Annotated in this window: 20 protein-coding genes and 1 pseudogene; 2 read left to right on the top strand and 19 right to left on the bottom strand. The window is 44.7% G+C overall.

The annotated features are described in order from the left end of the window. The 3 genes and pseudogenes from AAC033_RS06810 to AAC033_RS06820 all read right to left on the bottom strand — a co-directional run. Positions 1 to 239 (bottom strand): annotated as a pseudogene (locus tag AAC033_RS06810) (RagB/SusD family nutrient uptake outer membrane protein); the annotation flags it as partial. A gap of 12 nt (positions 240 to 251) precedes the next feature. Beyond that, positions 252 to 3500, bottom strand: coding sequence for a TonB-dependent receptor (locus AAC033_RS06815; RefSeq protein ID WP_339736600.1), 3249 nt, complete (start codon positions 3498 to 3500; stop codon positions 252 to 254). Between the two features lie 22 nt (positions 3501 to 3522). Beyond that, complete coding sequence (locus tag AAC033_RS06820) at positions 3523 to 4737, bottom strand: glycoside hydrolase family 88 protein (protein WP_339736601.1); 1215 nt, start codon at positions 4735 to 4737, stop codon at positions 3523 to 3525. Between the two features lie 189 nt (positions 4738 to 4926). On the opposite strand from AAC033_RS06820, the gene AAC033_RS06825 reads away from it, so the two are divergent. Both AAC033_RS06825 and AAC033_RS06830 read left to right on the top strand, forming a co-directional pair. Beyond that, a complete protein-coding gene (locus AAC033_RS06825) occupies positions 4927 to 5127 on the top strand; it encodes a hypothetical protein (protein WP_339736602.1) in 201 nt (66 codons plus the stop codon). Positions 5128 to 5429: 302 nt separating this feature from the next. Further along, positions 5430 to 5921, top strand: coding sequence for a DUF305 domain-containing protein (locus AAC033_RS06830; protein ID WP_339736603.1), 492 nt, complete (start codon positions 5430 to 5432; stop codon positions 5919 to 5921). Between the two features lie 131 nt (positions 5922 to 6052). On the opposite strand, the gene AAC033_RS06835 is transcribed toward AAC033_RS06830, so the two are convergent. The 16 genes from AAC033_RS06835 to AAC033_RS06910 all read right to left on the bottom strand — a co-directional run bounded on the left by AAC033_RS06835 (position 6053) and on the right by AAC033_RS06910 (position 25816). Beyond that, a complete protein-coding gene (locus AAC033_RS06835; protein ID WP_339736604.1) occupies positions 6053 to 6751 on the bottom strand; it encodes a hypothetical protein in 699 nt (232 codons plus the stop codon). A 151-nt stretch (positions 6752 to 6902) separates the two neighbouring features. Further along, complete coding sequence (gene nhaA, locus AAC033_RS06840; RefSeq protein WP_339736605.1) at positions 6903 to 8219, bottom strand: Na+/H+ antiporter NhaA; 1317 nt, start codon at positions 8217 to 8219, stop codon at positions 6903 to 6905. A 255-nt stretch (positions 8220 to 8474) separates the two neighbouring features. Further along, entirely contained in the window at positions 8475 to 9251 is a 777-nt protein-coding gene (locus AAC033_RS06845) for an NIPSNAP family protein (protein WP_339736606.1), read from the bottom strand. A gap of 80 nt (positions 9252 to 9331) precedes the next feature. Then, on the bottom strand, positions 9332 to 10096 hold the full coding sequence (locus AAC033_RS06850) for a TIGR02757 family protein (RefSeq protein WP_339736607.1): 765 nt from the start codon (positions 10094 to 10096) through the stop codon (positions 9332 to 9334). Between the two features lie 168 nt (positions 10097 to 10264). Then, positions 10265 to 10918 carry an ABC transporter ATP-binding protein gene (locus AAC033_RS06855; protein WP_339736608.1) on the bottom strand — a complete coding sequence of 218 codons (654 nt, stop codon included), beginning with the start codon at positions 10916 to 10918 and terminating at the stop codon, positions 10265 to 10267. A 32-nt stretch (positions 10919 to 10950) separates the two neighbouring features. Beyond that, positions 10951 to 11988, bottom strand: coding sequence for a calcium/sodium antiporter (locus AAC033_RS06860; protein WP_339736609.1), 1038 nt, complete (start codon positions 11986 to 11988; stop codon positions 10951 to 10953). Positions 11989 to 11993: 5 nt separating this feature from the next. After that, the gene (locus AAC033_RS06865; RefSeq protein ID WP_339736610.1) at positions 11994 to 12482 is read right to left on the bottom strand and encodes a twin-arginine translocase TatA/TatE family subunit; all 489 of its coding nucleotides are present in this window, start codon (positions 12480 to 12482) and stop codon (positions 11994 to 11996) included. Positions 12483 to 12607: 125 nt separating this feature from the next. Next, the gene (gene secDF / locus AAC033_RS06870; protein ID WP_339736611.1) at positions 12608 to 15610 is read right to left on the bottom strand and encodes a protein translocase subunit SecDF; all 3003 of its coding nucleotides are present in this window, start codon (positions 15608 to 15610) and stop codon (positions 12608 to 12610) included. Between the two features lie 112 nt (positions 15611 to 15722). Then, complete coding sequence (locus AAC033_RS06875) at positions 15723 to 16130, bottom strand: hypothetical protein (protein ID WP_339736612.1); 408 nt, start codon at positions 16128 to 16130, stop codon at positions 15723 to 15725. Between the two features lie 95 nt (positions 16131 to 16225). Next, entirely contained in the window at positions 16226 to 16696 is a 471-nt protein-coding gene (locus AAC033_RS06880; RefSeq protein ID WP_339736613.1) for an aspartyl protease family protein, read from the bottom strand. 26 nt (positions 16697 to 16722) lie between these two features. Next, positions 16723 to 17649 carry a malate dehydrogenase gene (gene mdh, locus AAC033_RS06885; RefSeq protein WP_339736614.1) on the bottom strand — a complete coding sequence of 309 codons (927 nt, stop codon included), beginning with the start codon at positions 17647 to 17649 and terminating at the stop codon, positions 16723 to 16725. A gap of 388 nt (positions 17650 to 18037) precedes the next feature. Beyond that, entirely contained in the window at positions 18038 to 20212 is a 2175-nt protein-coding gene (locus AAC033_RS06890; RefSeq protein WP_339736615.1) for a DUF5916 domain-containing protein, read from the bottom strand. 84 nt (positions 20213 to 20296) lie between these two features. After that, entirely contained in the window at positions 20297 to 21529 is a 1233-nt protein-coding gene (locus AAC033_RS06895; protein WP_339736616.1) for an efflux RND transporter periplasmic adaptor subunit, read from the bottom strand. A 5-nt stretch (positions 21530 to 21534) separates the two neighbouring features. After that, positions 21535 to 23022, bottom strand: a complete 1488-nt coding sequence (locus AAC033_RS06900; protein ID WP_339736617.1) for a TolC family protein — start codon at positions 23020 to 23022, stop codon at positions 21535 to 21537. Positions 23023 to 23042: 20 nt separating this feature from the next. Next, the gene (locus AAC033_RS06905) at positions 23043 to 24398 is read right to left on the bottom strand and encodes an ABC transporter permease (protein ID WP_339736618.1); all 1356 of its coding nucleotides are present in this window, start codon (positions 24396 to 24398) and stop codon (positions 23043 to 23045) included. A gap of 8 nt (positions 24399 to 24406) precedes the next feature. Beyond that, positions 24407 to 25816: an efflux RND transporter periplasmic adaptor subunit gene (locus tag AAC033_RS06910; RefSeq protein WP_339736619.1), complete on the bottom strand. Its 1410-nt coding sequence runs from the start codon at positions 25814 to 25816 to the stop codon at positions 24407 to 24409. Positions 25817 to 26011: the final 195 nt, after the last annotated feature.

Raw genomic sequence — 26011 nt, forward strand, 5'->3', positions numbered from 1 at the left:
GAATTGTACCATTCAGCATCGGTGTTCATTCCATACCAGGGAATGAAACGCCCACGGTAGGAGTTGGTTTCTGCAAAAGGAATTTTAATTCCGTCAACTGCACCTTTTGCCAAATCAGGAGTCGAAAAAATGACGGATTCGTCAAGAGACGATTTGGTGGGTGCATCCAGGTAGTCGTCGCTGCATGACACAGTGAGTGCCGCAACAAAGATTCCGATGATATATACTATTTTTTTCATATTCAATTCAGTTTAAAAGTTAAGGTTTAACCCGAAAACAAGTTGCCGGCTTCGTGGATAGGCTGAATAGTCAACCCCTGGAGTCAGCGCTGTTCTTCTTCGGGTCGAAACTTCCGGGTCGAAACCAGAGTAGTTAGTCAGCAAAAATACATTGTAGCCTGTGACATAAAACCTTAGGTTTTGAATGTTCATTTTCCGGGTCAAATCCGAAGGCAGAGTATAACCCAGGGTGAGAGTGCTTAAACGCAGGAATGAACCATCTTCCACGGCCCAGTCGCTAAACACGTAGCGATCCATATACGGTGACCACATGGTGGTGGTGGCATTCATACTGGCCAAGGTAGCCGGATCGGTTACCAGTTGGCCGGTTGCCTCATCAATGTTGGTCCAGCGATTGCCTTCAGCCATGATGTCAATCATGTTGCGGTACTGGTAACGTGCCGTTGACGAAGTATATTCGATTTTATTTGCATTGTATACGTCGTTTCCATAACTCCAATTAAACACAGCCGCCATATCGAAGCCATAAACGCGCCCGTTGAGCGTAAAACCACCAGTATGCAGCGGGTTGGCATCACCAATAATGGTCCGGTCGTCGATCGTCACCATTTCATCGTCACCGGCAATATTCTTCAACTTCATCATACCCGGAGCCGGTGTTCCGACAACATTGTTTACGTTGGCTACCCCTTCTTTCAAAACCCAGGTACTGCTTGCCTCATCGTATCCTTCAAAGTCAGAAACCTCATAACGTCCGTCAGACAAATAGCCATACATTTCGCCTACTGAACCCCCTTTGGCAATCCAGAAGTCATCGCCAATTTCAGTTGATGCCCAAGTTGTTGTTTCGCCAAAGTCCTCCATAATTCCCAGCGACTTAATTTCGTTTTTATTGAACCCAATGTTGAAATTGAAGCTCAATCCATAGTCTTTTTTATCGAGGACAATGTAGTTTAATGAAAGCTCCAACCCTTTGTTTTCCGTTTCGCCCATATTGCGGAACTGGGTATCGTAACCGGTTCCTGCTACCGGAAATTCGATCAGCAGGTCTTTGGTGTTATTTAAGTACGCTTCGAAGTTACCACTCAGGCGGCTGTTGAACAGCGCAAAATCGAGACCGACGTTACGGGTATACGTTGTTTCCCATTTTAAATCGGGGTTAGCCATGGTTTTTGAAGCCGCCCAATAGCTATCAAACCCACTCATCCATGAGCTGTTTCTCGATTCGAATGATTGCGTCATCTGGCCCGAAGGAATGTTGTTGTTACCGGCGGTACCATAACTTACACGCAGTTTCAGGTCGTCAAGCCAACCAGAAGTTGTTTCCATAAATTCTTCCGAAGAAACACGCCATGCCACCGCGGCTGATGGGAAATACCCCCAGCGGTTGCCGTCAGAGAACTTGCTTGAACCGTCGGCACGGAAGGTAGCAGAAACCAGGTATTTACTTTGGTAGTCATAGCTGGCACGAGCAAAACCCGAAAGCAGCTTGTCGTCCGGACTGTAATTGTTATCGGTTGACTGTGGTGTTCCCTGTGTGGTTAGTTTCAACGCCTGATCGAAAGTAAACAGTTCTGGGAAACCATGAACCACAGATGTTAACTCGTTGGTATTGGTTTCAATCATCTCCTGGCCTACCAAAAGATTCAGATTGTGATCTTCGCTGAAAAAATCGCTAAAGTCGTAGGTCAGCGTATTGGTATTACGAATCCTTTCCTGTTTGCGGTCGCGAAGGATCACAGCTGGCTGCCCTTGATTTTCGGCAGTTGGTGTGTTCGATACGTAATATGTCGTTAACCCGTAAAAGCGGTTGTCGTTGAAATTATAGTTATCCAAACCAATTTCTGATTTGAATCTCAGGTTATCAATGATATCCCAGGCAAAGCTGGCTGCCATGTTGTAGTTTTTACGAAATTGCTCGCGATCGTTATCGGCAGCAGCAATCAGCGGGTTCACCAGGTAGCTGGCAATTGATTCGTCGGTTTCGCCAGTGGTTAAACCTCCCAGTGGAATTGGTGAATAGGTGACACTGTGTTTCAGACGCGAGTCGGCCGAAGACACTTCGTTTTGCTCGTTGGCTCCGCCTCCGTTTACTTTGGTGTCAGAATAACGGAACGAATAAGCCAGTTCAACTTTGTCATTGGGCTTGTGGTTCATCTTCAACGAAAGGTTGTTTCGTTTGTAATCTGAACCCACCATAATTGCTTTCTCATCAATATGGGCGTAGTTGAACGAGTAAGTCATTTTATCGCTTCCTCCACGCACGCTCAGGTCATGATTAAATACTTCTCCGGTACGTCCATAAACTTGCTCCTGCCAGTTATTTCCAACTTTGCCGGCATACATGTCCTTGTCTTGCCAGGCACCGTAATACCGTTCATACGATTCCAATTCGTCAATTCCGTTGTCCAAAACGGCATATTCATACTGCCAGTTCACGTAGTCTTCAACATCCAAAACATCCAGCTTATTGGCAATCCGCTTCACACCGTAATACGCATTGTATCCAACGGTCACTTTACCTGCTTGTCCGCTTTTCGTGGTTACAATGATAACCCCGTTAGCTCCACGCGAACCATAAATTGCGGTTGATGACGCATCCTTCAATACATCAATCGATTGAATATCTGAAGGAGCGATGTCGGAAATGCTGTTGACCGGAAACCCGTCAACAATAAATAAGGGTGAATTATCCTGTGTGATAGAACCTCCACCACGTACTCGAATGCGCATTTCGGCATCGGGTGACCCCTCAGTGGATAACACCTGAACACCGGCCAGTTTACCAGTAATAGCTTCGGCAGCGCTGGCTACCGGAATGGCCTGCAGGTCGTCTCCGGAAACGGAAGCCACTGAGCCGGTGATGTCGCGTTTCTTTATGGTTCCATAACCAATGGCTACCACTTCATCCAGTTCTCTCGTGTCGGTTTCAAGCGACACATTGATGGTTGTCCTTCCATTGACAGCAATTTCCTGCGGCGCATAGCCGATGAACGAAAACTGCAGAGTAGCACCTGAAGGAACAGATAACTGAAACTTACCATCAAAATCAGTGATGGTTCCGCTTGTTGTCCCCTTTACCACCACATTAGCCCCGGGAACTGGTTCACTTGTACTGGCATCCATCACGGTTCCATTAACTGTAACCTGCTGGGCGAAGGCCTCGCTGGCTACCATTAAAAAGAGACCCAACACAAGTACTCCTACGCGCGAGATTTTCATGCGCAGGCTTCTTTGCTTTTCTTTTTTAAAGTCTGTCATACTTTTAAAAATTAGGTTTGATTTATTTATTCATTTCCAAACTAGCCAGAATAAAAGGTCCGACTCCTTTGGGATCATTATCCCTGACTGGCTCGCTGATATAATATTCGAATGATCCGTCTCGGTATGGATCGCCTCCAAGACCGGCAACCGAGCATACATCGGTGAGGCTGATTGTGCCGTTTTCATTTACTTTGATGAAGTTTTTCAGTATTCCTTCGTAAGCTTTCTCGCCAAGCGAACGATACTGCTGATCGATATAATTCAGGCGAGTAGCTTTCAACAAGGTGTAGGTAAACATGCTGGAAACCGATGATTCCAGGTAATTGCCTTCCCGATCTCCCTGATCCAACACCTGGTACCACAAGCCCGTTTCCTCGTGCTGAAATTTCTTAATACCAGCAGCCACTTCTTTCAAAATGTTGATGACATCAGCCCGTCCCGGTTGGTTTTCGGGAATATAATCCAACGCGTCAACCAGGGCCATGGCGTACCAGCCCATCGCACGTCCCCAGAAGTGCGGAGAAAGACCTGTTTCGGGATCGGACCAGCGCTGTTCGCGGCTTTCGTCCCAGGCATGGTAATTTAAGCCGGTTACTGAGTCGTAAGTGTGTTTATGAACCGTAACAAACTGGTTGACCACATCATCGAAGGCCTCGGGCTCTCCAAATGTTTTTCCAAACTCGGCATAAAACGGAGCGCCCATGTACAGGCCATCAAGCCACATCTGGTGCGGATACCGTTTCTTGTGCCAAAACCCACCTTCCGAAGTCCGAGGATGGTCGTTCAGCTGGTCTCGCAACTGGAAAATCGCTTTTTTGTAGCGCTCATCGCCCGTCTTTTCATACAAATCGAACAAGAATTTTCCTGAATTGACATTGTCAATATTGAAATCACTTCGTTTGTACTGCTCAATGACTCCTTCTTCATTAATAAACTGGTCGGCGTAACCTTTGGCATACTCGTAATACTTTTCATCGTCCGCCACTTCATACAATTCCATCATGGCAAAAGAAACTAATCCTGGTGTATAACTCCATTTACCTTCTGGATTAAAATCGACGGTTGAAGCCTTTGGAAAGTGAACCATTTCAGAGTCGGCCATCCGTTTGGCCATGTCAAGTCCTTTGGCGGCTTCCGCTGATTCCTCAGCTTTTTTGGAAGCTGTGCATTGGCTGAATACCAATCCAATCAGCACAAAAAACAGGTAAGTTTTTTTCAATTTCAGTAAGTTCATATCATTATTATTAAATTAGAAGGCACCAACTTTCTTCGGCCAAATCATACAAAAATGATATTCACCAGGATGATCAATGCGACAACCAATCCAATCACAACGAATGCTATGATCCAGGAAAGTCGTTTCAAGTCTTTATGCATTTTATCCATAAGTTTATGCCCGTAGTTTTACGCCTACTAAAATAGATTGAAACAAAGAAGCGACCCTGCCAAAACTTCCCAAAGAGAGTCGACCGGCATCCCACATGCGGGCTGTATGTACCAAACTCAGGAGGTATTTTTCCCAAAAAAAGAGGCTGCCGGGCCTATCATTCTCTTCAATCACCTAAAGAATAAGTCGTTGCGCAACGGCGACAACACGCTGGAAAGCCCGACTGATTTGGGGTGAAAACCGGCAATTGGAAGCAGAAATACGATCCGTTTGTCCTGGGATTTTCTCCAAAATCCAAATGTTAGCTGCATACCCGGGATACGCTAACACATTTGGAACATCATGACGTTTCAGCAAACATCCACGCATCCCGTTTATCAAGCCCCCTCTGCAGCATATCCAAAATCCTCTAGATGCAGGAGGTTTGCAGAATGCCCAGCCACTTTGCACAAGACTGTTGTAAATTAGGATGAACGGGAACTTTCCATACTGTAAAACGTTATCTGTTGTAAAAAATACATTCACCTAAAAAATGGAAAATGGAAAATAATCACGGAATGAATCAAAGCAAAACAGGTCAACACCACTACACAAAATTCGTACTGATGTTGACAGGATCCTTTATCGCGATGTACATCACCATGTATTTCAATACCTATGAGATAAACCACACTTATTTCAGTCTTACCCGTTTTTACATGGCTTGTCTGGGCATTTCCGCGATGGCAGTCATCATGCTACTATTCATGCTAAACATGTACAAAAATAAAAAGAAAAATGTTGCTATCATTTTGGGCAGTTTAATCCTTTTTGTAACTGCTTTAACCTTGGTAAGGACGCAAACGCCGATCGGTGACGTGGCGTATATGAAAGCAATGATTCCACACCATTCAATCGCTATTCTTACAAGTAAAAGGGCAGACATAAAAGACCCGGAAGTAAGGAAATTAGCAGACGAAATTATAACAGCCCAGGAAAGGGAAATTGCAGAAATGAAAGCCTTTATCGAAAGATTGCAGATGGAAGAATAGATTACACATTGCTTGCCCCGATAAATTACTTGTCCTCATCCGTGTCAAAAAACTCACCTAAAATATCACGCGGGTTTCATTCATCAGCCGGAACTTCGCAGTAAAAGGAAGCGGATGTCATCTTGATGGTTTTATCCAATAGCTAGTTCAGGCGGTAGAGTTCCTTTTCTGTTATCAGGTCCAAAAGCTGGTTTTTTGTTTTCCAAACTAATTTCAATCAAAAAGATTTCTTTCAGGCTGTCGGGTGCATTTATCCGAATCCATCCCATATAATCAAAAATTTTGTCTGATGATTCTCCGTAAAACTGTGCGTCCAGATTTAGCAGCACACCGAGACTATGTCGCAACTCGTCGTTCGAACTCTTCAGTTTCTCCGGGATTTCCGCTTTGAATCTTACCAGCATTTGGTCCACGCCTTTGAGTGATAACACCAAACTTTTCTCGATATTATCGATGGCCTTTTCCTTCTTTCGTACCGGCGTTCGTTCTGATGGAACCGGGGACGATCGAAGGTATTTCAGCGCTATTGCACACGATTTATAATGGCCCAAATCGGTGAGACAATCAATATATTTGTCTTTCACAATTTGAAGTACCGGTGGCACCAGTTCGGCATAAATGTATTTTGATGCTTCCTCATCGTTGTTGGCCACCCACTCCACACTGTCGTACCAGACTTTCAAATCCGAAAATTCGACATGGTCGATATCAAACTTTTCGTCACAATCCAATATCATTTGGACGGAATTTAATGCGTATTTGTACCATCGGTAGCGGGGCTTTCCGTCTATCTCCTGCCATTCGTAGTCCATAGCTTTGAAAGAGTCCATCTTATTTACCCCATGGTAATACATAAAATGTCCGTTTGCAATAAGGTTAGTTATTTACTAACAATTATGCCACGCGCACTATTTTATGAAAAGCTACACGCCAGACCCGGCGATTTGAATTTGCCGGAATCGATGAATTGATCCAAGGAGTCTAGAGGTTCTGCGTCACTTTCGAAGCTTTGGATTTACTGTTGAAGTACAGGAAGGTATAGCCAGCCAATCCCGAAATGAAAGAGCCTGCCAAAATTCCCACTTTAGCCGAATCGGCAATAGCCGGATCGGTAAAGGCCAGGTTCGAAATGAAAATCGACATGGTAAAGCCCACTCCGGCAAGCAAAGCCACGCCAATGATGTTCTTGTAATTGACACCTTCTGGAAAATCGACAAGTTTTAGCTTTTTACCCATGATGGCGAACAAACTCACCCCAACGCCTTTACCGACAAACAAGCCAATAACGATGTGCAGGATTAAACTGGTATCAAGCTGCACATCGGTGCTGACGGTTATTCCGGCATTGGCCAAAGCAAATACAGGAATAACCAAATAGGCCACCCAATTGTGTAACCGGTGCTCAAGGTGTTGCAAAGGAGACTGCACGCGTCCAGTCAAATCTTCCAGTTCATCAAGTTGTTCAATTTGTGTATGGCTCAAAATGGGCTGATGATCAACTTTTGACATTTTCAACGTCTGAAGCACACCGCTTATACTTTCAGTATAGGATTTTACATCGACCCGCTGCCTAATGGGAATGGTTAAAGCCATCAGAACCCCCGCGATGGTTGGATGAATCCCCGATTTCAGGAACAAGATCCACACGACAACGCCAACAATAAAGAAAACATATTTCGAATAAAGCTTCAGATACGACAATAGAAACAGCAGAGCAAGCAGGCCAAAAGCATACAAAAGCAACGACCAGTAGATTCCGGAGCTGTAAAAAACAGCAATGGCAATGACAGCACCCAAATCATCGATAATGGCAAAAGCAGTCAAGAATACTTTCAATGCAATGGGTACGCGCTTGCCTAAAACATTCAGAATGGCCAGCGAGAAGGCAATATCGGTAGCCATCGGAATCCCCCACCCTTGGGCCGTTTCAGGATTGGTATTCAGAAACAGAAACAAGGCTACCGGAACAATCATTCCACCCAAAGCACCAAAAAACGGGAAAGCAGCTTTTTTTACACTGTTCAGCTCGCCAATCAGCAGTTCGCGTTTAATTTCCAAACCGATCAGAAAAAAGAAAATGGCCATCAAACCATCATTCACCCATAAAATCAAAGGTTTGCTTAAGGTGAATCCTTCGGAAGCGAAGCCAAGTTTGTAATCCCACAAAGACTGGTACAGATGCGCAAACGGCGAATTGGCCCACACGAGCGCCAGAATGGTAGCAAAAAGCAGCAGGATTCCACTAAAACTCTCAATTTGAACAAACTTCTGAAATGGAGTGACAATTTTTCTGATCATGAATGAATAGATTATGCGAAAAGTCAAGCGGATTGAAGCGACAAACGTTATCAACCGATCAATGACCTACGCGTTTACAATGACAAACTCACTTTAAAATATCAAACAATTCGAAAAAAAGTTCACGTCCAAATGACGAAATAACAAATTTTGCATCAAGTCAGTGTTTTAGACCAACAAATGAATGCTAACCGACCCTGCAGCCATCAGCCGGTTTTCAGTCATTGGTCATTAATTATTGATCATTCGGTCGGACTAAATCTGCGAATAATCCAGCGGCACCAAAAACACTTTATTCACAACGCTCACGGTGTTGGCATATTCGGCTTTGCCGCTCATCTCCTTCCATTCGGGGCTATTGACAAACTTTTGCCAGTTGGCTGTACGCTCATCCATGTCGTTAAACCAAAGCATGTAAACCAAGGCCGGCATTTGGGGTCCAGCCAGAATTTCGCCGAAGAAGGTGGCGTGCAAACCAACCTTGTCGAACAAAGCGAGCTCCTCGTCGTTAAACATCTTGATTTTGCGCTGACCGGCTTCTTCGTTGTTGCTTTCGTAGGTGCGCAGTTCGAACAATCCCCGGCTCTTATCGGGTTGGCGCAATTGCGGAATAGCATCGAAGGCTTCGAGCAGGTAAGTCTCAAACCGGGTGTAAACCCCATTAGCAGCTGTATCTTCAAAATAGCTTTTCGCTTGCTTCAAAAACGTTTCATTGTTCCAAAGTGCTTTCTTTACCCGATGATAGTCAGCCATCGATTTGTAGACGAGCAGATAGTGGACGGTTGGCGGATCCGTTTGGCTGTATTCGCCAAAAGCTCCCACTTTTACTCCGTATTCGTTCATAGCCGGGATCAGCGCGTCGCGGTAAAAACCATCGACTTTGTTTTTTTGACCCCCATTTTTGAAATGGTAAACCCGCCATTCGTAAATTTCTTTTTCTGAATCGGGAGGAGTGACTTTTGCTGTAGCTTGTCCGGCAACAGCAGCGCCGGCGATCAGTGCCGACCCTTTCAGGAAGTTTCTTCTTTTCATTTTTTTGGTATAGTGATTAAGGATTTCAAGATACAAATTCAAAACGAAACTACCGGCAGAAAACGCGCAGCTTTGTTACTTTATTCAAAAGCGCCCATCCCAAACAGGGCGAAGTCATATTTTACCGGATCAAGCGGGTCGAACTGTCGCAAGTTTTCAGTCAATTCCAGCACGGCTTTCCAGTCATCCTGTTTCCGGGCAAGTAAGCCCAGTTGCCGTGCCTGCCTACCAGTATGAACGTCGAGTGGCAACAGCAAAGCCGACATCGGAATTTGACTCCATAAACCAAAATCAACGCCACAAGCATCTTTTCGAATCATCCACCTCAGATACATATTCAAGCGTTTAGCCGAGGCTCCCTTGTCAATATTCGAAACATGCTTTTGCGATCGACTTTCGTGAGCGACTTCAAAAAACACCTGCCGAAAATAGCGCAGGGCTGATGCCATGCTTTGACCTTTGCAGTAACCGCTTGTAAAAACTGCTTCGAGCCCATCGTGTTTTTGGTAGATATTTTTTAGCGAGCGAAGAAACAACAAGCAATCGATCCCGTTAAACGTCCGGTGCTTAAACTCCAGGAAATGAATCCAATCTGACTCGTTGGTGTTCATTAAAAATTCATACGGATTGTGGTCCATCATCTTCACCAGGCGGAACGCGTTTTTGATAATGGTTGACCGCTGGCCCCAGGCAATGGTGGCCGCCAAGAAACCGGAAATCTCAATATTTTCTTTTCCTGAAAACTGTTTGGGCACCTGAATCGGGTCAGTTTCGACGAATGATAGCTGGTTGTATTGCCGGGCTTTCTCTTCCAGGAGTTGGTATAATTCAGTATCGTAGTTCATAGGGATCATTTCTTGTTCAATTGAGAGCTTTCTGGATTTCAAGTCGGCTCCAAATTACAAACGCCAGCTAGCTGAAAAGTTCCAAGTTCCAAATTCCAAAAGTCCAACCCACTGGCGACCAATGACAATTAATGACCATCAAATGACAACGGAACGACCAATGACTAACTACTCTTCAATCCACCCATCGCGCATGCGGATAATTTTATCAGATTGGCGGGCAAAATTTTCGTCGTGGGTCACAATCACCAGCGTTTGGTTAAACTGGTCGCGTAGCTGAAAAAACAGGTCGTGCAGGTCTTCGCGGTTTTTGGAATCCAGGTTTCCCGAAGGTTCATCGGCCAAAATCACCGCCGGATCGTTAATAAGCGCCCTTGCTACGGCAACCCGTTGGCGTTCGCCTCCCGAAAGTTCCGCCGGTTTGTGAGTCATCCGGTTTTCCAAACCCAGAAACTGAAGCAAATCTTTGGCTTTCGCTTCCGCTTCCTTTTTCGATTTTTTGGCTATAAAAGCCGGAATGCAAACATTTTCGAGCGCTGTAAATTCGGGCAGCAAGTAATGGAATTGAAAAACAAAGCCAATTTCGCGGTTACGAAAAGCCGCCAGTTTTTTTTCTCCCAAAGAGAAAACTGCCTGCTTGCGAATCTCCAGATGGCCGGAATCGGGTTTACTCAGCGTTCCCATAATTTGTAACAGCGTGGTCTTGCCGGCTCCGCTTGGCCCAACAATACTGTAAAGCTTTCCCTGCGGAATTTGCAGATCAATGCCCTTCAACACCTGAAGTTTACCAAACGATTTTGTGATATTTTGAACCTGAATCAAACGGATTGAATTTTTGTGATCGCTAAAGATAGCTAAAGTAAGACGATTTCACGAACAAGGTATAACAAGTATAAACCCAGCAAAACAACGCCGGTCACCCAGTTGATCTTCCAGCGTTTGATGATTAGCAGCAACCCAAAAACGATGATCGATGCAAACAGAATCGCAGACGATTCGAACAAGTTTTGTCCGCTTGCTGAAATTTCGCCACCATAAATAAGCATGGCAATCAAAAACGGTAAGCCCAAGCCCACCAGAACATCAAAAATATTGGAGCCAATGGCGTTACTCACAGCCATATCGCCCCGTCCCTGCCTGGCCACAATCAGCGACGAAATTAGATCGGGAATTGAAGTACCGATGGCTAAAACAGTTAAGCCGATGATGGCTTCGGGGATGTTCAGAACATAGGAAAACACGATGGCCGCTTCGACCAAAACCCAGCTCAGTGCGGCAATCAAAACAATCGAAATAAAAAATACCCAGTAATATCTCTCGGCGTTCGGAAAAACAAAACAGAGGCCTTTATCCAGCCAGTTGGCTTTCCCGCTTTCGGTGCATTCTTCGGCTGCCGCTTCCTGGATGTATTTCATGTCCTTGTAGGGAAATATTTTCCGCCACTTCACCACGGCAACCACATAAATGATGTAAATACCCAAAAAAGCGATGGCATTCCACAGGCCGAAACTACCATCGAAAATCCCCCATAGCAGCAGGCCTACGGCAATAAAATAAAATATAATATCGCGAACAACAGGTTGCCAGGTAAGCAATGACTTTTTAACCAGTGCAACCACGCCTATAATGCCCAACAGGTTGAACAGGGCACTCCCAACGATACTACCGATCCCGATTGCTTCATGGCTTCCTGGTTTCAACACCGAAAAAAGCGCCACGAAAAGCTCGGGAGCACTGGATCCAACTGCCATAAGCGTGGCTCCGGCAGCATCCGAAGACAATTTCAAATCATGGGAAATCCGATCGAGGGAAGCAACAAAGAACTTATCGACAATGCGTGCCAGCAAAATAAAACTGAGCAACATTGCCAAACCTGGAAGTATTAATGACATATCATTTACTGATCTTTTTCTTTTTTATCCATATCCTGTGAGATACTGGTCGTTTCTGGCGAAGCTTCAGAAGGCGCCTCATCCATCTTTTTTTCAAGCTTTGTGGTTTTCTTTTCAACTTTTGTCGAAGCATCGTCCACTTCCTTTTCAAGTTTTGTGGTTGTTCTCTCTGCTTCAGCCGAAATATGTTCAACTTCTTTGTTCAGTTTGTTCGCTTCATCTTTCATTTTAGACGAAACCTGATCAATATCCTGGCTGATTCTTTTGGTTTCAGATTTCACGGTTGAGCGAATATCATTGATTTCGCGCTTGAAATCGCCCGTATTATCTTCAAACTCCCGTTTAATTTCGTTGGTTGCCTTTTTAAACTCGCGCATTCCCTTCCCCAGGGTTTTAGCAATATCGGGAATGGCTTTTGATCCGAAAAACAAAAGAGCCAACATCATCACCAGCACAATCTCACCACCACTAATAAATAGCATATGAAGGGTCATTTTTTCAAAATTTTCAACAAATATACAAACAAGTTTAGTACATCGGTAACCGAAGTCCTTTTTCGGTTTAAAAAAAGAAGCCCCGACTAAAATAGCCGGGGTTCCCAATAAATTATCTGTTCAGACTATTTTCTTTTAGCTGCTACTTTCAAAGCGCTGCGTTGTGTGTCGTAAGAAATTGGCGTTGCGATAAACAAAGAAGAGTAGGTACCAACCACAACCCCTACCAACAAGGCGAAGGTGAAGCCCTGGATAGATGTGCCACCAAACATGAAGATGGCCAGCAGCACCACAAACGTACTTAACGAGGTACTGAAAGTACGACGTAAGGTCGAGTTCATGGCATCATCAACATTCTCTTCGCGGTTACGCTTAGGGTGCAGGCCAATGTACTCGCGAATCCTGTCGAAAACAACCACCGTGTCGTTGATCGAGTAACCAAGCACCGTCAGAATCGCCGCAATAAAAGCCTGGTCGATTTCCAGCGAGAAGGGTAACAACCCGTAGAAGATCGAGAAGATCCCTAACACTATTATTGAGTCGTGCGCCAATGCAGCAACTGCACCCAATCCATATTGCCAGTTTCGGAACCGGATCAGAATATACAGGAAGATGATCACCAGTGCGAATGAAATCGCGATCAAGGCATCCTTTTTAATATCGTCCGAAATGGTCGGCCCAACTTTTGCCGAACTCATACGATGCTCGCTGATGAAGGTATCCATATCCATATCACCACCAATAAAACCACCTTCCTGCAAACCCTGTAGCATGAGTTGTTCCACTTCATTGTCAACATCATCGGTCAGTTCGTCAATTTTATATTCGGTCGTGATTTTCACCTGGTTACTTCCGCCAAAAGTTTTTACTTCGGGGGCTTGTCCGTAAAAAGAAGCCAGTGCCTGTCCTACCTCAGCCACTTTCACTTCTTCGTCAAAACGAACGACGTAGGTACGTCCACCTTTGAAGTCGATACCGTAGTTAAACCCACGGATTACAAATGAGAAAATCGAAATTACAATCAGGGCTCCGGAAACGATGTAAGCAATTTTCCTTTTTTCCAGGAATTTAATATCGGCATTCCTCAACCAGTTGTCAGTAATTTTAGAGGTGAATGTAATCTTCGCGTCTTTACCCAACTGACGCTCAAAAATCAACCGAGTCAGGAAAATGGCTGAGAACAGCGAAGTAAAAATACCTATAATCAAGGTAGTCGCGAAACCTTTAATCGGACCGGATCCAAACATATAAAGTACAATACCGGTCAACAAGGTCGTTACCTGTCCGTCAATAATCGCTGAATAAGCATTTTTATAACCATCGGCTATAGCCAGCTTCAAACCTTTTCCGGCTTTCCGTTCTTCCTGAATCCGCTCAAAGATCAGCACGTTGGCATCAACCGACATGCCAATGGTCAACACAATACCGGCAATACCCGGAAGCGTCAGCACAGCTCCAATTGAAGCCAGTACTCCAATCACAAAGAACAGGTTGGCCAGCAAGGCCATGTTGGCTGTCAGACCAGCCATTTTGCTATAGAAGAAGAACATATAGCCCAATACCAACAAGAAGGCGATGAAGAATGACCACATACCGCTGTTAATGGCTTCCTGCCCCAGTGAAGGCCCAACAATTTCTTCCTGAAGGATGCGTGCCGGAGCCGGCATTTTACCCGATTTCAGGATGTTTGCCAAGTCTTTCGCCTCTTCAACAGTTTCCAAGCCTGTAATACTCGAACGACCACCGGTAATTTCACCGTTTACATTGGGGAATGAACGAACGTAATCGTCCAATACAATGGCAATTGATTTGCCAATATTCTCTTTGGTCAGGCGGGCCCAAGTTTTAGCACCTTCCGCGTTCATGGTCATGCTAACTTCCGGACGGCTGCCAAACTGTTCGTAGTCCTGACGGGCATCCACAATCACGTCTCCTTCAAGTGGTGCACGGCCATCGCGGCTGGTCACTTTAATGGCGATCAAGCGGAAGAAATTTCCGCCTTCGTCCACCGCTTTTGAAGTCCATTTAAAATCCATGCTCCGCGGAATGATCGACTTGATCTGGGGCATATTCAGGTAGGTATTAACCGTAGAAGTATCTTTAGAATGTGCAGTTCCGACAACTGGTCCGGGGAACAACTGTCCATCAGCTGTTGTGCTTGGATTTAACACAGAAAACAACGGGAAATTCCGTCTGATATCAGCCATGTTGTCCAATTCGCCCAAACTGTCTGTTTCTGTTTGCAACTCATCAAGCAACGAACCTTCTTCGCTGGTTGTTGTGTCCTCTTCAGCAACTCCCTCGCCCTCAACCTCAGCTGAGTCAGTTTCAGAAGCGGCAGCTTTTAAGTCAAGGATTTCCTTCAGTTGCTGATTTACCTGCATCAGGTATGGATACACTTCGCTGTTATCCCAGGTTTCCCAAAACTCAAGATTGGCAGTTCCCTGCAACAGTTGGCGAACCCGTTCCGGATTGTCAACTCCGGGAAGTTCAACTAAAATACGGCCATGCGTTTGCAGCGGCTGAACATTGGGTTGGGCCACACCAAAACGGTCGATACGGGTTCGGATGATATTAAATGAGTTTTCGATGGCAGCATCCGTTTCCTGACGAATCACACGCAAAACATCGCTATTCGATGAATTGTAGTTCACTTTATTTTTCAACTCCAGGGTGTTGAAGATCGCCGCCAAACGCGCATCGGGATCAATCTCCTCAAAGGCACGTCCAAACAGGGTTACAAAATCATCCTGGCTGTCGCGCTGCATTTCCTGTGCCCGCTTGATCGCTGCGTTAAAAGTTTCGTCGGCACTGTAGTTGGACAATGATTTGATCAAATCAACCACCGACACCTCGAGTGTAACGTTCATCCCACCTTTCAAGTCAAGACCAAGGTTCATTTCCTGGGCTTTCACTTCTTTATAGGTGTAACTGCGTATTCCTAAAAGGTTGTAAACTTCCTCACCTGCGATTGAATCCAGGTAATTCCGCTCTTTTGTTGCGTCGCCCTGGGCATATTCGCGGGCGTCGCGTTCTACCTGCTTGGCTTTAAAAGTAAAGGTAAGCTGGTAAACACAAACCAAAGCCAGTAAAATGGCAAAAGTTCTGATTAATCCTTTGTTTTGCATTTGTCTAAAATTTAGATTTTATGTGTTTGTTTATTTTCTTAATGAAATCAACTTCGGGCCGGAACCGGCTATCGTACAAAAACTTAAACGAATTGGAGAATTCGAATAAACCTTATGCTTTCGGGGCATTGTCATCGGAACTGGAATGATGACAGATGATGAATTTACGAAAATGAACCATGAGGTTTTGCGGCGATCGCTCTTTCAGCGATTCGGCTTTTAGCAAATGGTAAGCTTCCTGATTGTGAAAGGCAGTCAGAAATCTATCCTGCCCAATGGTAAATAAGATTTTGGAAACCAATCGGTCGCAACCCATGCGAATTTTGAAGCTGCTGGCCGGATTACAAAAGTAAGCCGGCGACACGTCAACCTGTGGTTCAGAAGCATCCTGCCGGTGTTTTACCAACTGCTCAGGCAGTTGATCATGGCACAAATCGAAAATTACTGCTCCGGCTGCCAGTGTAATAAACACCAGCAGGCGCAGGGCAATTTGTTTTGATATGATTCTTTTTAATTTCACCAGCTTTTAGTCAACAGGTCGCAAATATATTCATTTTTGTGAAACGAACATGAATTATCGCCTGAAAACAGCAGGGTATTTTAAAACAGTTTCTTTCATTTCCGGGGTCTTGAAAATGAAATTGTTTCGTATTTGTAATCGATCACGCACTGGTGCTTTTTCAACAGGTCGCTTCCAAGCAATCCACAAATACGAACATCGCGGTACTTCCGGTAAATTTCGTTCACATGATCAAGGTTTATCAGCGCCACTTTCTGCGCCGTGATTTTTAGTTTTCCAAACGCCATGGAGCGAAGTTCCCCAACTCCTGTTTCAACCATCCCTTCGCTGATTCCGGCACTTTGGTACTCTTCGTCGTTTGTTGGTTCAACAAGTGTATAATACTTCTCCAAACGTTTATCAAATACTGTTTTTGAAGCCCCGGTATCAATAATCCAGTAGCCTTTTTCGCCATCTTCAAATTTCCCCTGCACCAACAAGTGGTAGTTATGATGCTCCAACTCAATTAATTCGACCGGTATTTTCGCCATAAAACTAAAAAAATGCCCCCACACATGCAGAGGCATTAAATATAGTGTTTAACTTCGATTTGTTATACTTCGAGCAGGTCATTCACTGCCTTTACACCTTCGGCACTGGCAACCAGTTTTTCCTTTTCGGCATCAGAAAGCGAAATCTCAATGATCTTCTCAATTCCATTTTTACCCAACACACAAGGAACACCCAGTGAGATGTCATTCAAGCCATATTCACCTTCCAGCAACGCGGAACAAGCAAACATCTTTTTAGAATCCAGAGCGATCGCTTTCACCAACTCAGAAACAGCGGCACCCGGAGCATACCAAGCACTGGTTCCCAGTAATTTGGTCAGGGTAGCACCGCCAACTTTCGTGGCTTCCACCACTTCGGCCATTTTTTCTTCGGTAAGAAATTCAGAAACGGGAACGCTGTTGCGTACGGCTTTATCGATCAATGGCACCATACCGGTATCCGAATGACCACCAATCACCATACCTTCCACATCAGACTGCGGGCAATCCAATGCTTCGGCCAAACGATACTTAAAACGGGCGCTATCCAAGGCTCCACCCATACCGATGATCCGGTTTTTAGGGAGGCCTGTTACTTTGTGGGCCAGATAAGCCATGGTGTCCATCGGGTTACTCACCACAATGATAATCACATTTGGAGAATGCTCGATGAGGTTTGAAGCTACGAATTTCACAATGCCTGCGTTGATCCCAATCAGTTCTTCCCGAGTCATGCCCGGTTTACGGGGAATACCGCTGGTAATCACAGCTACATCACTACCTGCTGTCTTTGAATAATCGTTTGTCGTTCCGGTAATGGTTGAATCGAAACCATTCAACGATGCTGTTTGCATCAAATCCATGGCTTTGCCCTCGGCAAATCCTTCTTTGATGTCAACCAAGACAATCTCGTCCGCGAAATCTTTAACTGCGATATATTCAGCACAACTAGCACCTACAGCACCTGCACCAACAACTGTTACTTTCATAATTTTGTTTTTTGGTTTTATATAAAATTGTAAACGTTGACAAAGATAAAATGTATTTTCAAAAAGCCTAAAAATATTGAACTGCCTTAACAATTTAATAACTGATTGATCAAGGGTTTGAAGGCCTCTTATTGCTGATTCAAACCGAATAGCTGAAATTTATAACAATCACATATTTTCAGCACCACAAAGCATCAATATTGTTAGCAAATGTTTCAATTTTGAAATAAACAATTAACTCAACAACCAATTCGCCGGTGCTGATCCAGCACTCTCCCGCTCATTGACCTCTTCGGCTTGCTGGCAAAGACGAGTTGCACTGGTGGGCATCGGCCTGCCAATTCAGGTCAGACCAAATGAAATTTTTTAAGTAAACCAACCAAGGTTCTTAGTTGAGCCAGTATGAAAGTTTCACGACCAAAGCGCGGTTTCTTGATGTCCAGTCCCCCGTGAAATAATTATCTGTATAGACCACAAAAAAGTCAGAAACCGGCGCATATCGCCACTGAAAGCGCAAATTGACGTTCATGTTATCAATTTGCTCGTTATATTGCACATAGGTTGAAAGAAACACCTTATCCGAAAAAGTCACATCCATTTTTGGTCCAATAAGCCAAAGATTTGTTGTTTCAAACGGCTGTGGAAGGCGAATGCTGTTGTAACTCATATTCAGTGCAAAATTAACATAAGGCTGAAATCGATAGCCCAACATTCCTTCCACCAAATCGATCTTACCACTGTAGAAGGTTCCTTTTGTGTAGGACCCGGACCATTTTAATGCTTTTCGGTTATCCGATGCAAATTCAACCCAGGCACCACCATATCGATACTCCGAACCGGCTGGTAAATAGACGTCGTTCGTGTGTGTCGGATCAAAATCTTCCAACAAGTGGATATAAAAATCCAGCCATCCAAATTGGGCCGTTGCCCTGCTCCGAAACTCAAACTTGTAGCCCAAGGTTTGCTCATGATCTATTTTATGAAATTCGGTGTCATAAAAATTTTCACTTTCAGCAAAAATACCATGTGAAATAATCTTTCTATTCGGCACCCAGGTGTAGCTGAATGAAGGTCCCAAAAAATTATAGCCTTTACGGCGCACAAACCCGACCTCGGCATTGTAGCCGGTCCCTACGCTGGTTTGAGCAAATCCAAGCCCTATACTTCGGGTTTTATATTCCAGATAGGCGCCTTGGGCATATTGCCCGCCTTCGCGCTCTTCTTCATCAAACGATTGATGATAAAAGAATTTCCCGTTCCAGGAGTTGTCGCTCGAGGCGAGGTTGTAATCAAATCCAATTACCCGATTAAAATCCTGCTCTCCATCGGGCTCATTGATATTCTCCTTATTCACTACAATCAATCCGGCACTTGATCGGGCAAATAACTTTCGCTGCACCGAGGCCACAGCAAAATTACGCCCTGGCAAATCCGTGGTCATTTCGGTCTGCATATCCATCAACCCAAGGCGCCAGTTGTTATTCAGTTTTCCACTGAGCCGCGCCCCAAAAAGCACAGGCGCATCAAGCCCGATCCGGCGGGAAAAAAAAGGCGTGACCACATCGTAACCATAACCGGCAAACAAATCCGAATTCTCCAAAAAGAATTGTCTTTTCTCCGGAAAAAATAATTCGAAACGATCCAGGTTGGTCACCTGCTGATCAACTTCGGCCTGCGCAAAGTCCGGATTATAGGTCAGATCCAGATTCATCGAAGTAGTGACTCCAATTTTGGCGTCGAACCCAATATCTTTCTGATAGTCTGTCGAAGTACCAGCTTCGTAATCTTTGGCCACTGATCCATAAACATAAGGAATTAGCGAAAACATGGTTTTAGACTTGGGCAGCGGTTCCTCCCATTTCAACATGCCGGTATAGGCCAGGGACGCCGTTGGAAACTGTCGTGGAACCGGAGCCCAGGAAGACTTTTCATTCGTTTTCAGATCGAGCCGGCTAAAGTTCACATACCATTGATCAGTGCCCGATTTAAATCGGATAGAACGGAAGGGAATACGCATCTCGGTTACCCAACGGTCATCGTAGTGCACGGTTTTCGATTCCCATTTACAATCCCAGTTTAGGTTGATGGCGCTTCCATCATGCATAATTCCATCCCATTTTGCACCCGATGCAGAAGTTCCAAATGAAAACCCATTGGTTTGATCCAGGAACGTATCAAAAAAAACCAAGAAGTTATCATTGTTTCCGAAAACGAAATCGCGCCGAAAAGATTCCATGATCCGCTTACCCGGAATGGAATCAAAAAAAGTAAATGCCAGATAAAACGCCTGATCATCGTAGGTCATGACCACCTCGCTTTTGGCTTCGGCCAAACCAGTATCGACCGGCAGTACCCGAAAAAAATTTGCGGCCTTTTCAGCCCGATGCCAATCCGGTTCTTCTATTTTCCCGTCGATGATGATTGGCTCATGAGCTTTCTTAACTTGAAGGATATAATCCTTGTTGAACGTTTGCTGGACGCTGTCGGGCTGATAGCTTTCGATTCCGGACACAACACCTCCCAAAGCCAGCATAAGCGCCAATAGCAGAAGCATCTTTTTCATTGTTTGGTTTACTGGGTGTTAGCTTAGGTGCACAAAAGTACAAAAAAAACCAAACACTGGACACTTTCGAAAAAACCAAGCATTCTAAAGCATATCTTCCGGTGGATTCATTAAAATCCGATCGCCTTCCTTTAGACCATCCAAAACAACGGTCATCCCCTTATTTTCAGCTCCAAGCCTAACAGGTTGTTTTGTGACATTACCACCACTTTTTAGATAAACAATGCTTTGCAAGCTATCACTATGAACAGCCTCAAGCGGGATCAGCGGCTGATCCAAATAATGTTCAAAAACAATACTATTGGTACAGGTCATTCCCGGTTTCAAATCATCATCACGATCCTGAAACCGAACGATTACCTTAAATACTTTCATTTCAAAACCTGGATGATCTTCGCCAATCGCGGCGATGTACGCTACTTCTCCAGCATACGATTTGTTGGGCAAAGCATCAATGGTGATGTTCACGCTGTCTCCCTTGCTGATTTTAGAAATATCGATCTCTTTGACATAGGTTTCTGAAATCACAGATGACATATCGGGCAGAGTGGCAATCAGTGGTCGCCAGATGCTTATTTCATCATCTTTCGAATATTTAGATCCGTTCCAGTTTGTTCCGAACATCACAATACCGTCTTCCGGGGTCATAATCCGGGTAGCTTCCATCGCCTCTTCATATCGCGCAATCAGTCCGTCTAACCAATCTAACTGGTTAACGTGTCGCTGAACCCGCATTTTCCAGCGGTTTTGCTCCAACAAATAGTCACGCCTTCTCTTTTCAACCTGAATTTCAGCCTTTTGGTAGGCCATCTGGGCTTTACGCTGATAAGCCTCTGACTCGTACTGTGATTGCTCCAGATCAATTTTGTTGTATTCCAGGTCAAGAACCGAATTGGCAATCTCCTGGCGTAGCTGGGTAAGCCTAACCGTACTGTCAATTCTGGCATTCTTCAGGTCCGCGTCTCTTTTTTCTTTCTCCTGCATTCGGTCACGCAAGTGGTTTGAAATCTCCGTTTGATCCAGTTGAGCAACATAATCGCCCTTCTTGACGATCTTCCCCTCTTCAACCATATCAACAATCTTAATTTGCCAAATTCGGAGTTCCCGATCGCGAATAATCAATGGGATATTAATCTCGGTTGCTTTCTCGCCTTTCACTTCGCCAACACTTTCAATGCTAGCATCCAGTTTGCCACGTTTAACCACGTAACTTCTTCCTCCAGCCACAACTCCCCCCTCCAGTATGAGAAACAAGGCGGTGGCAAGAATCAGAACAGTAGGAACTCCCCAAATCAACAGTTTTTTATTCTTCGTCATGCCCTTTAGTTTTCAAGGATTTGTTCATACTCTTCAGACAATGCTGCCCCTTGTGCGAAATCGAACAAGGTCAAACGCCTGATGGTGTAATAATAGCGCCAGTAGGCGCTGAGTGCCAAAATATAGTCTTTACGGGCTTGTTCGCGGTCGTTTCGGGCCTGGTTCAGGTTAATCACATCCACCTTTCCAATCAGAAAGCGCTGGAAGGTCACCTCAAAACCTTGCTGGGCCACCGTATCGGCCAAGGCAGCATTTCGCACCTGAGCCCCCTGCAGGTTAAACTCCATAACGGTTTGCGCGATTTCCTGCTCGAAATCAATACGAGCTTGTCTCACGGTGGCTTTTACCACTTCGCGGCTATACTCGGCCATTTGGTATCGCCCTTTTCGGCGTCCCCAATCAATGATTGGGATATTGACACCCAAACGCAAGCGTTGGCTTTTCCCGGGATTGTCATAAACATTTTCAAAATCATTGGAGGATTGATCCAGTCCGTAGGAGGCAAAAATACTGGTATTCAATCCTGTTTCCGATTTCGCCTGTGCTACCCGCTGATCTTCCTGCAAGAGCCGTTGTTTTTGATCCAGAATTTCAGGATTATTGGCCAATGCCTCCGAAATGGCATCCGCCGCCTGGACTTCAAGTTTGGGGATTTCGCTGGGCACAATGCACGAAATCTTTGTGTTTTTATCCAATCCCAAAAAGGAGTTCAAATCGGCCTGGGCACGCATCAATTCCAACTTAGTCGTATTTAAGGCCTGTTCGGCTTTCAATTGGCTGAGCTGCAAGTTCAGCAACTCGTCCTGCGTCACTGTTCCCACTTGGAAACGTCCTTTACCAATTTTGTACAAGGTATCCGCACTGGCTTTGTTATTTTCGGCAATAGCCAGGTTAATTTCGGCGGAAACCAAGCTAAAAAAGCGCTGATTGGCTTTAATTGCCAGCTCTTCTCTCGATTCAATAAAGACCTTTTTGGCCTTTTCATATTTCAGCGGTTCAATCTTCGCCTGCCATTTCAACCGGTTGTAACCATTCAGGTCCTGCCGATAACCAATGCTGATGGGTGTGGATTGATACGAATCATTCTGTCCGTCTCCCAGGTTTTTAACAATTCCCAAATCGGAACGTAAAAACAGACTCCCTCCGGTTAGAGCCACATTCTGATTCAGGGCCAACCCAAAATCCGAGTTAAGATACTCCCGTTGAACGTATTCTTCCTCATTAGTTTGAAAGTTGTATTCGCGTGCCCGGTAGCGGTTAAAATCCAACGGCGTAGCGTCAAGCGATAGGCTTGGAAGCCGGTCGGCTTTGAAATAACGATATTCCCAGTAACTGGCTCGGAACATATTTTCATTCCGAAAGGCATCCAACGACTGCTGTGAAGCCAGCTCAATAACATCATCCAATGACAATTTCAGGTGTTGTTCCTGGGCGGTTGCATAAAAAGAAAGTAAGAAGAAAAGCAGCGCAGCTTGTAAATATTTTGATCTCATAATTGATTTATCGTTTCAAGTTAATATCGAAGTGATTCTACAGGATCTTTTTCGGCAGCCTGCTTGGCCGGCAAATAACCAAAAATGATTCCAACCGCAGCCGACACCCCGAAGGCAATGAAGATGCTGAAAAAGGATACGATGGTTTTTATATCGAAAACTGCCGTAATAATTTTGGATAAGGCGACCCCTAAAATAATTCCGATAATTCCGCCAAAAACACTAATCAGCGTTGACTCGGATAAAAACTGGACAATAATATCTTTCTGCGATGCACCAATGGCCTGACGAGTGCCAATCTCACGGATGCGTTCCATCACTGAAGCCAGCATAATATTCATAATTCCAATGCCGCCAACGATCAGCGAGATGCCTGCGATGGCGCCCAACACCACATTAAAAATATTTTTTGTGCGTTGTTGTTGTTTCAGTAGCAGCTCAGGAATCGTCACTTCAAAATCATATAACTGCGAGTGGCGACGATACAACATTCGTTTTACCACATTAGCCGTTGCACCTAACTGCTCCGTTTCCTTTACCTGAATGATAATCTTACTTAGCTGGTTCAGGTTTTTATCCTGATCCAGGACTGCCCCCGAACTACCATTGTTGCCGTTTTCCTGGCGCGAATTCGCCAGTTCCACCTCGTCGGCACGAATGAGCGAACGGTTTCGAAACCGCAACAGAACCGTTTGTACCGGAACAAAAATCTTGTTATCCGAACTGCTGATCCCCATTTCGTCAGACGCCGAACTGGTAAAATCACGTTTTTCAACCACGCCGATCACCTTCAACCAAACCTGTCCGCATTTGATACTTTTTCCTATCGGGTCTTCCTGATTAAAAAAGACATTGCGAATATTATCGCCGATAATGCAAACCGGTTGACCCAAGGTGCTTTGCGACTCGTTAAACAGCTCGCCCCCCTGCAAATTGATGCTAAACACATCAAAATAACTGGCATCAACTCCTTCAAGAACTACCGGGTTACTCTTTCCATCCAGAATGGCCGAATAATTAAATGAGATTACCGGACTGACTTTATCGACTGCCGGAATGACCTTAGCTATCGCTTCAGCATCCATCAAGCTCAATCCTTTGCTAAACTTTGATCGGGCCGAAGCTCCTTCGTCGTCACTGCCCGAATCCTTTCCATCTACACTCACAGCAGTTGGTGTCACCACAATATTGTTGACTCCTACCATTTTTATCTGCTCCAAAATTTCCTGTTCAGCTCCATTTCCAATAGCCATCATGCTGATTACCGCTGCGACTCCAAAAATAATTCCGAGGGCAGTCAGCATTGATTTTAACCGGTTATCAAAAATGGCTTGAATTCCGATGATTACATCGTGAAAATATCGTTCGATCCACATAGCTACTACTAGTTACCGGTTGAAGTTGACTGGTTTCGAATGGTTCCCATCTGTGCGGCAGGTGCTCCCGGCGTAGCCGGCTTTGTTGCCGCTTTCTTATCGAAAGCCTCTTTAGCTTCTTTCTCGGCCGCTTCGCGCTCTTCTTTTTCTTTCAACGACTGCGCATAAATTTCAAGGCCTTCATAGCTTAAATTATCCGTTTCGTCCGGTGCCGAAAGAAAAACTTCATCCCCTTCGGCAAGACCATCCCTTACGAGGACATAATTTTCGTTGGCATCGCCCAGTGAAACAATTTGTTTCACCAAATCGCCACGATTCGACTTATAGACATACTGCAAGCTGTCGTTCGAAAAAACCGACTCAAGGGGAATAAACAAGGTATCTTTCAAAGTCATCGCTTGAATCACATTGCTGGTGGTCATGGCTGGCCGCAAATCAGGATCAACGTCAAAAACCTTAATTTTTACTTCAAATACTTTGGCATCGCTGTTGGGCATGTTTTGCCCGACATTAGCCATCGAAATGACTTCTCCGGCAAGCTCCTTATCAGGAAATGCGTCAACACCAACTTTCACCGGCAATCCAACTTTTACTTTCGAAATATCGATTTCGTTGATAAACGTTCTTGATATCAGATTGGTCATATCAGGAATGGTAGCTATAATCGGATTCCACATGGTCACCCGCGAGCCAACTTTGGTTACCCCGCCGTAACCATATTTGTAATAGGTAAGCAATCCTGATTTGGGAGCGTAAATTTCAAGCGAATTATACAGCTCCTGAAGTTCTCTCAGCCGTTCTTCCGTTTGGCGGTAGTCAATAAACCGGCGGGTCACCCGGTTTTCCTCCTGTTCCCGCTTCAACCGGTAAGCATTTTTTTCCTGCTCGTATTTACGCAGAGCCTTATCATAATCCATTGCCGCTTTTTTCTGAACGGAAGGGGACTCATATATCGATTCATCCATTACAATCTGCTTTTCTTCCAGATCAAGTTGTGCATTGATAATCACGTCACGTTGATTACTCAAATTCAGGTTCGAATCAATCTTGGCATCCTGAAGCTCTGTCAGCTGCGTCTCCAGATCATCTTGGGTGCTTTTTATATTTTCTTCCACTGCCTTGTGATCCAGTGTGCCGACGTAATCACCCGAATCAACATAGGTGCCTTCATCAATCAGATCGGTGATTGTCAATTCGTAGATCCGCAAATTACGGTCTTTCATTTTTTCAGGAATGGTGATATTTTCAGAATTCTCTGACTCCAGTTCGCCTGATGAATAAATCTGGATTTCAAATGGCCCCCTTTCAACGCTCACGGTAATGTCGGTAACGGCCTGATCGCTGCTTTGTAAAATCAAATAGCCAACGATTAATAATAGAGGAACAAGTGCAATGAGTAGCGTCTTTTTGTTTTTCATGTATTCATTTTTTCATTTTAGATCGTACAAGTTTTGTCATAAAAATTACTTTCCAGGTTTTCAAAAATAATCAAAGCCCGCCGGGAGAAACTTACTCCCATGCAAAATTGATTTTCATTGTTCGCTTCATGAATGTTGCAATTTGACTGCGTTTAGTTGGACTATTCTTGTCAATACTTTCAAAACCGATTACTG

The sequence above is a fragment of the uncultured Sunxiuqinia sp. genome (assembly GCF_963974515.1).
In the GTDB taxonomy this organism is placed as follows: Bacteria; Bacteroidota; Bacteroidia; order Bacteroidales; family Prolixibacteraceae; genus Sunxiuqinia.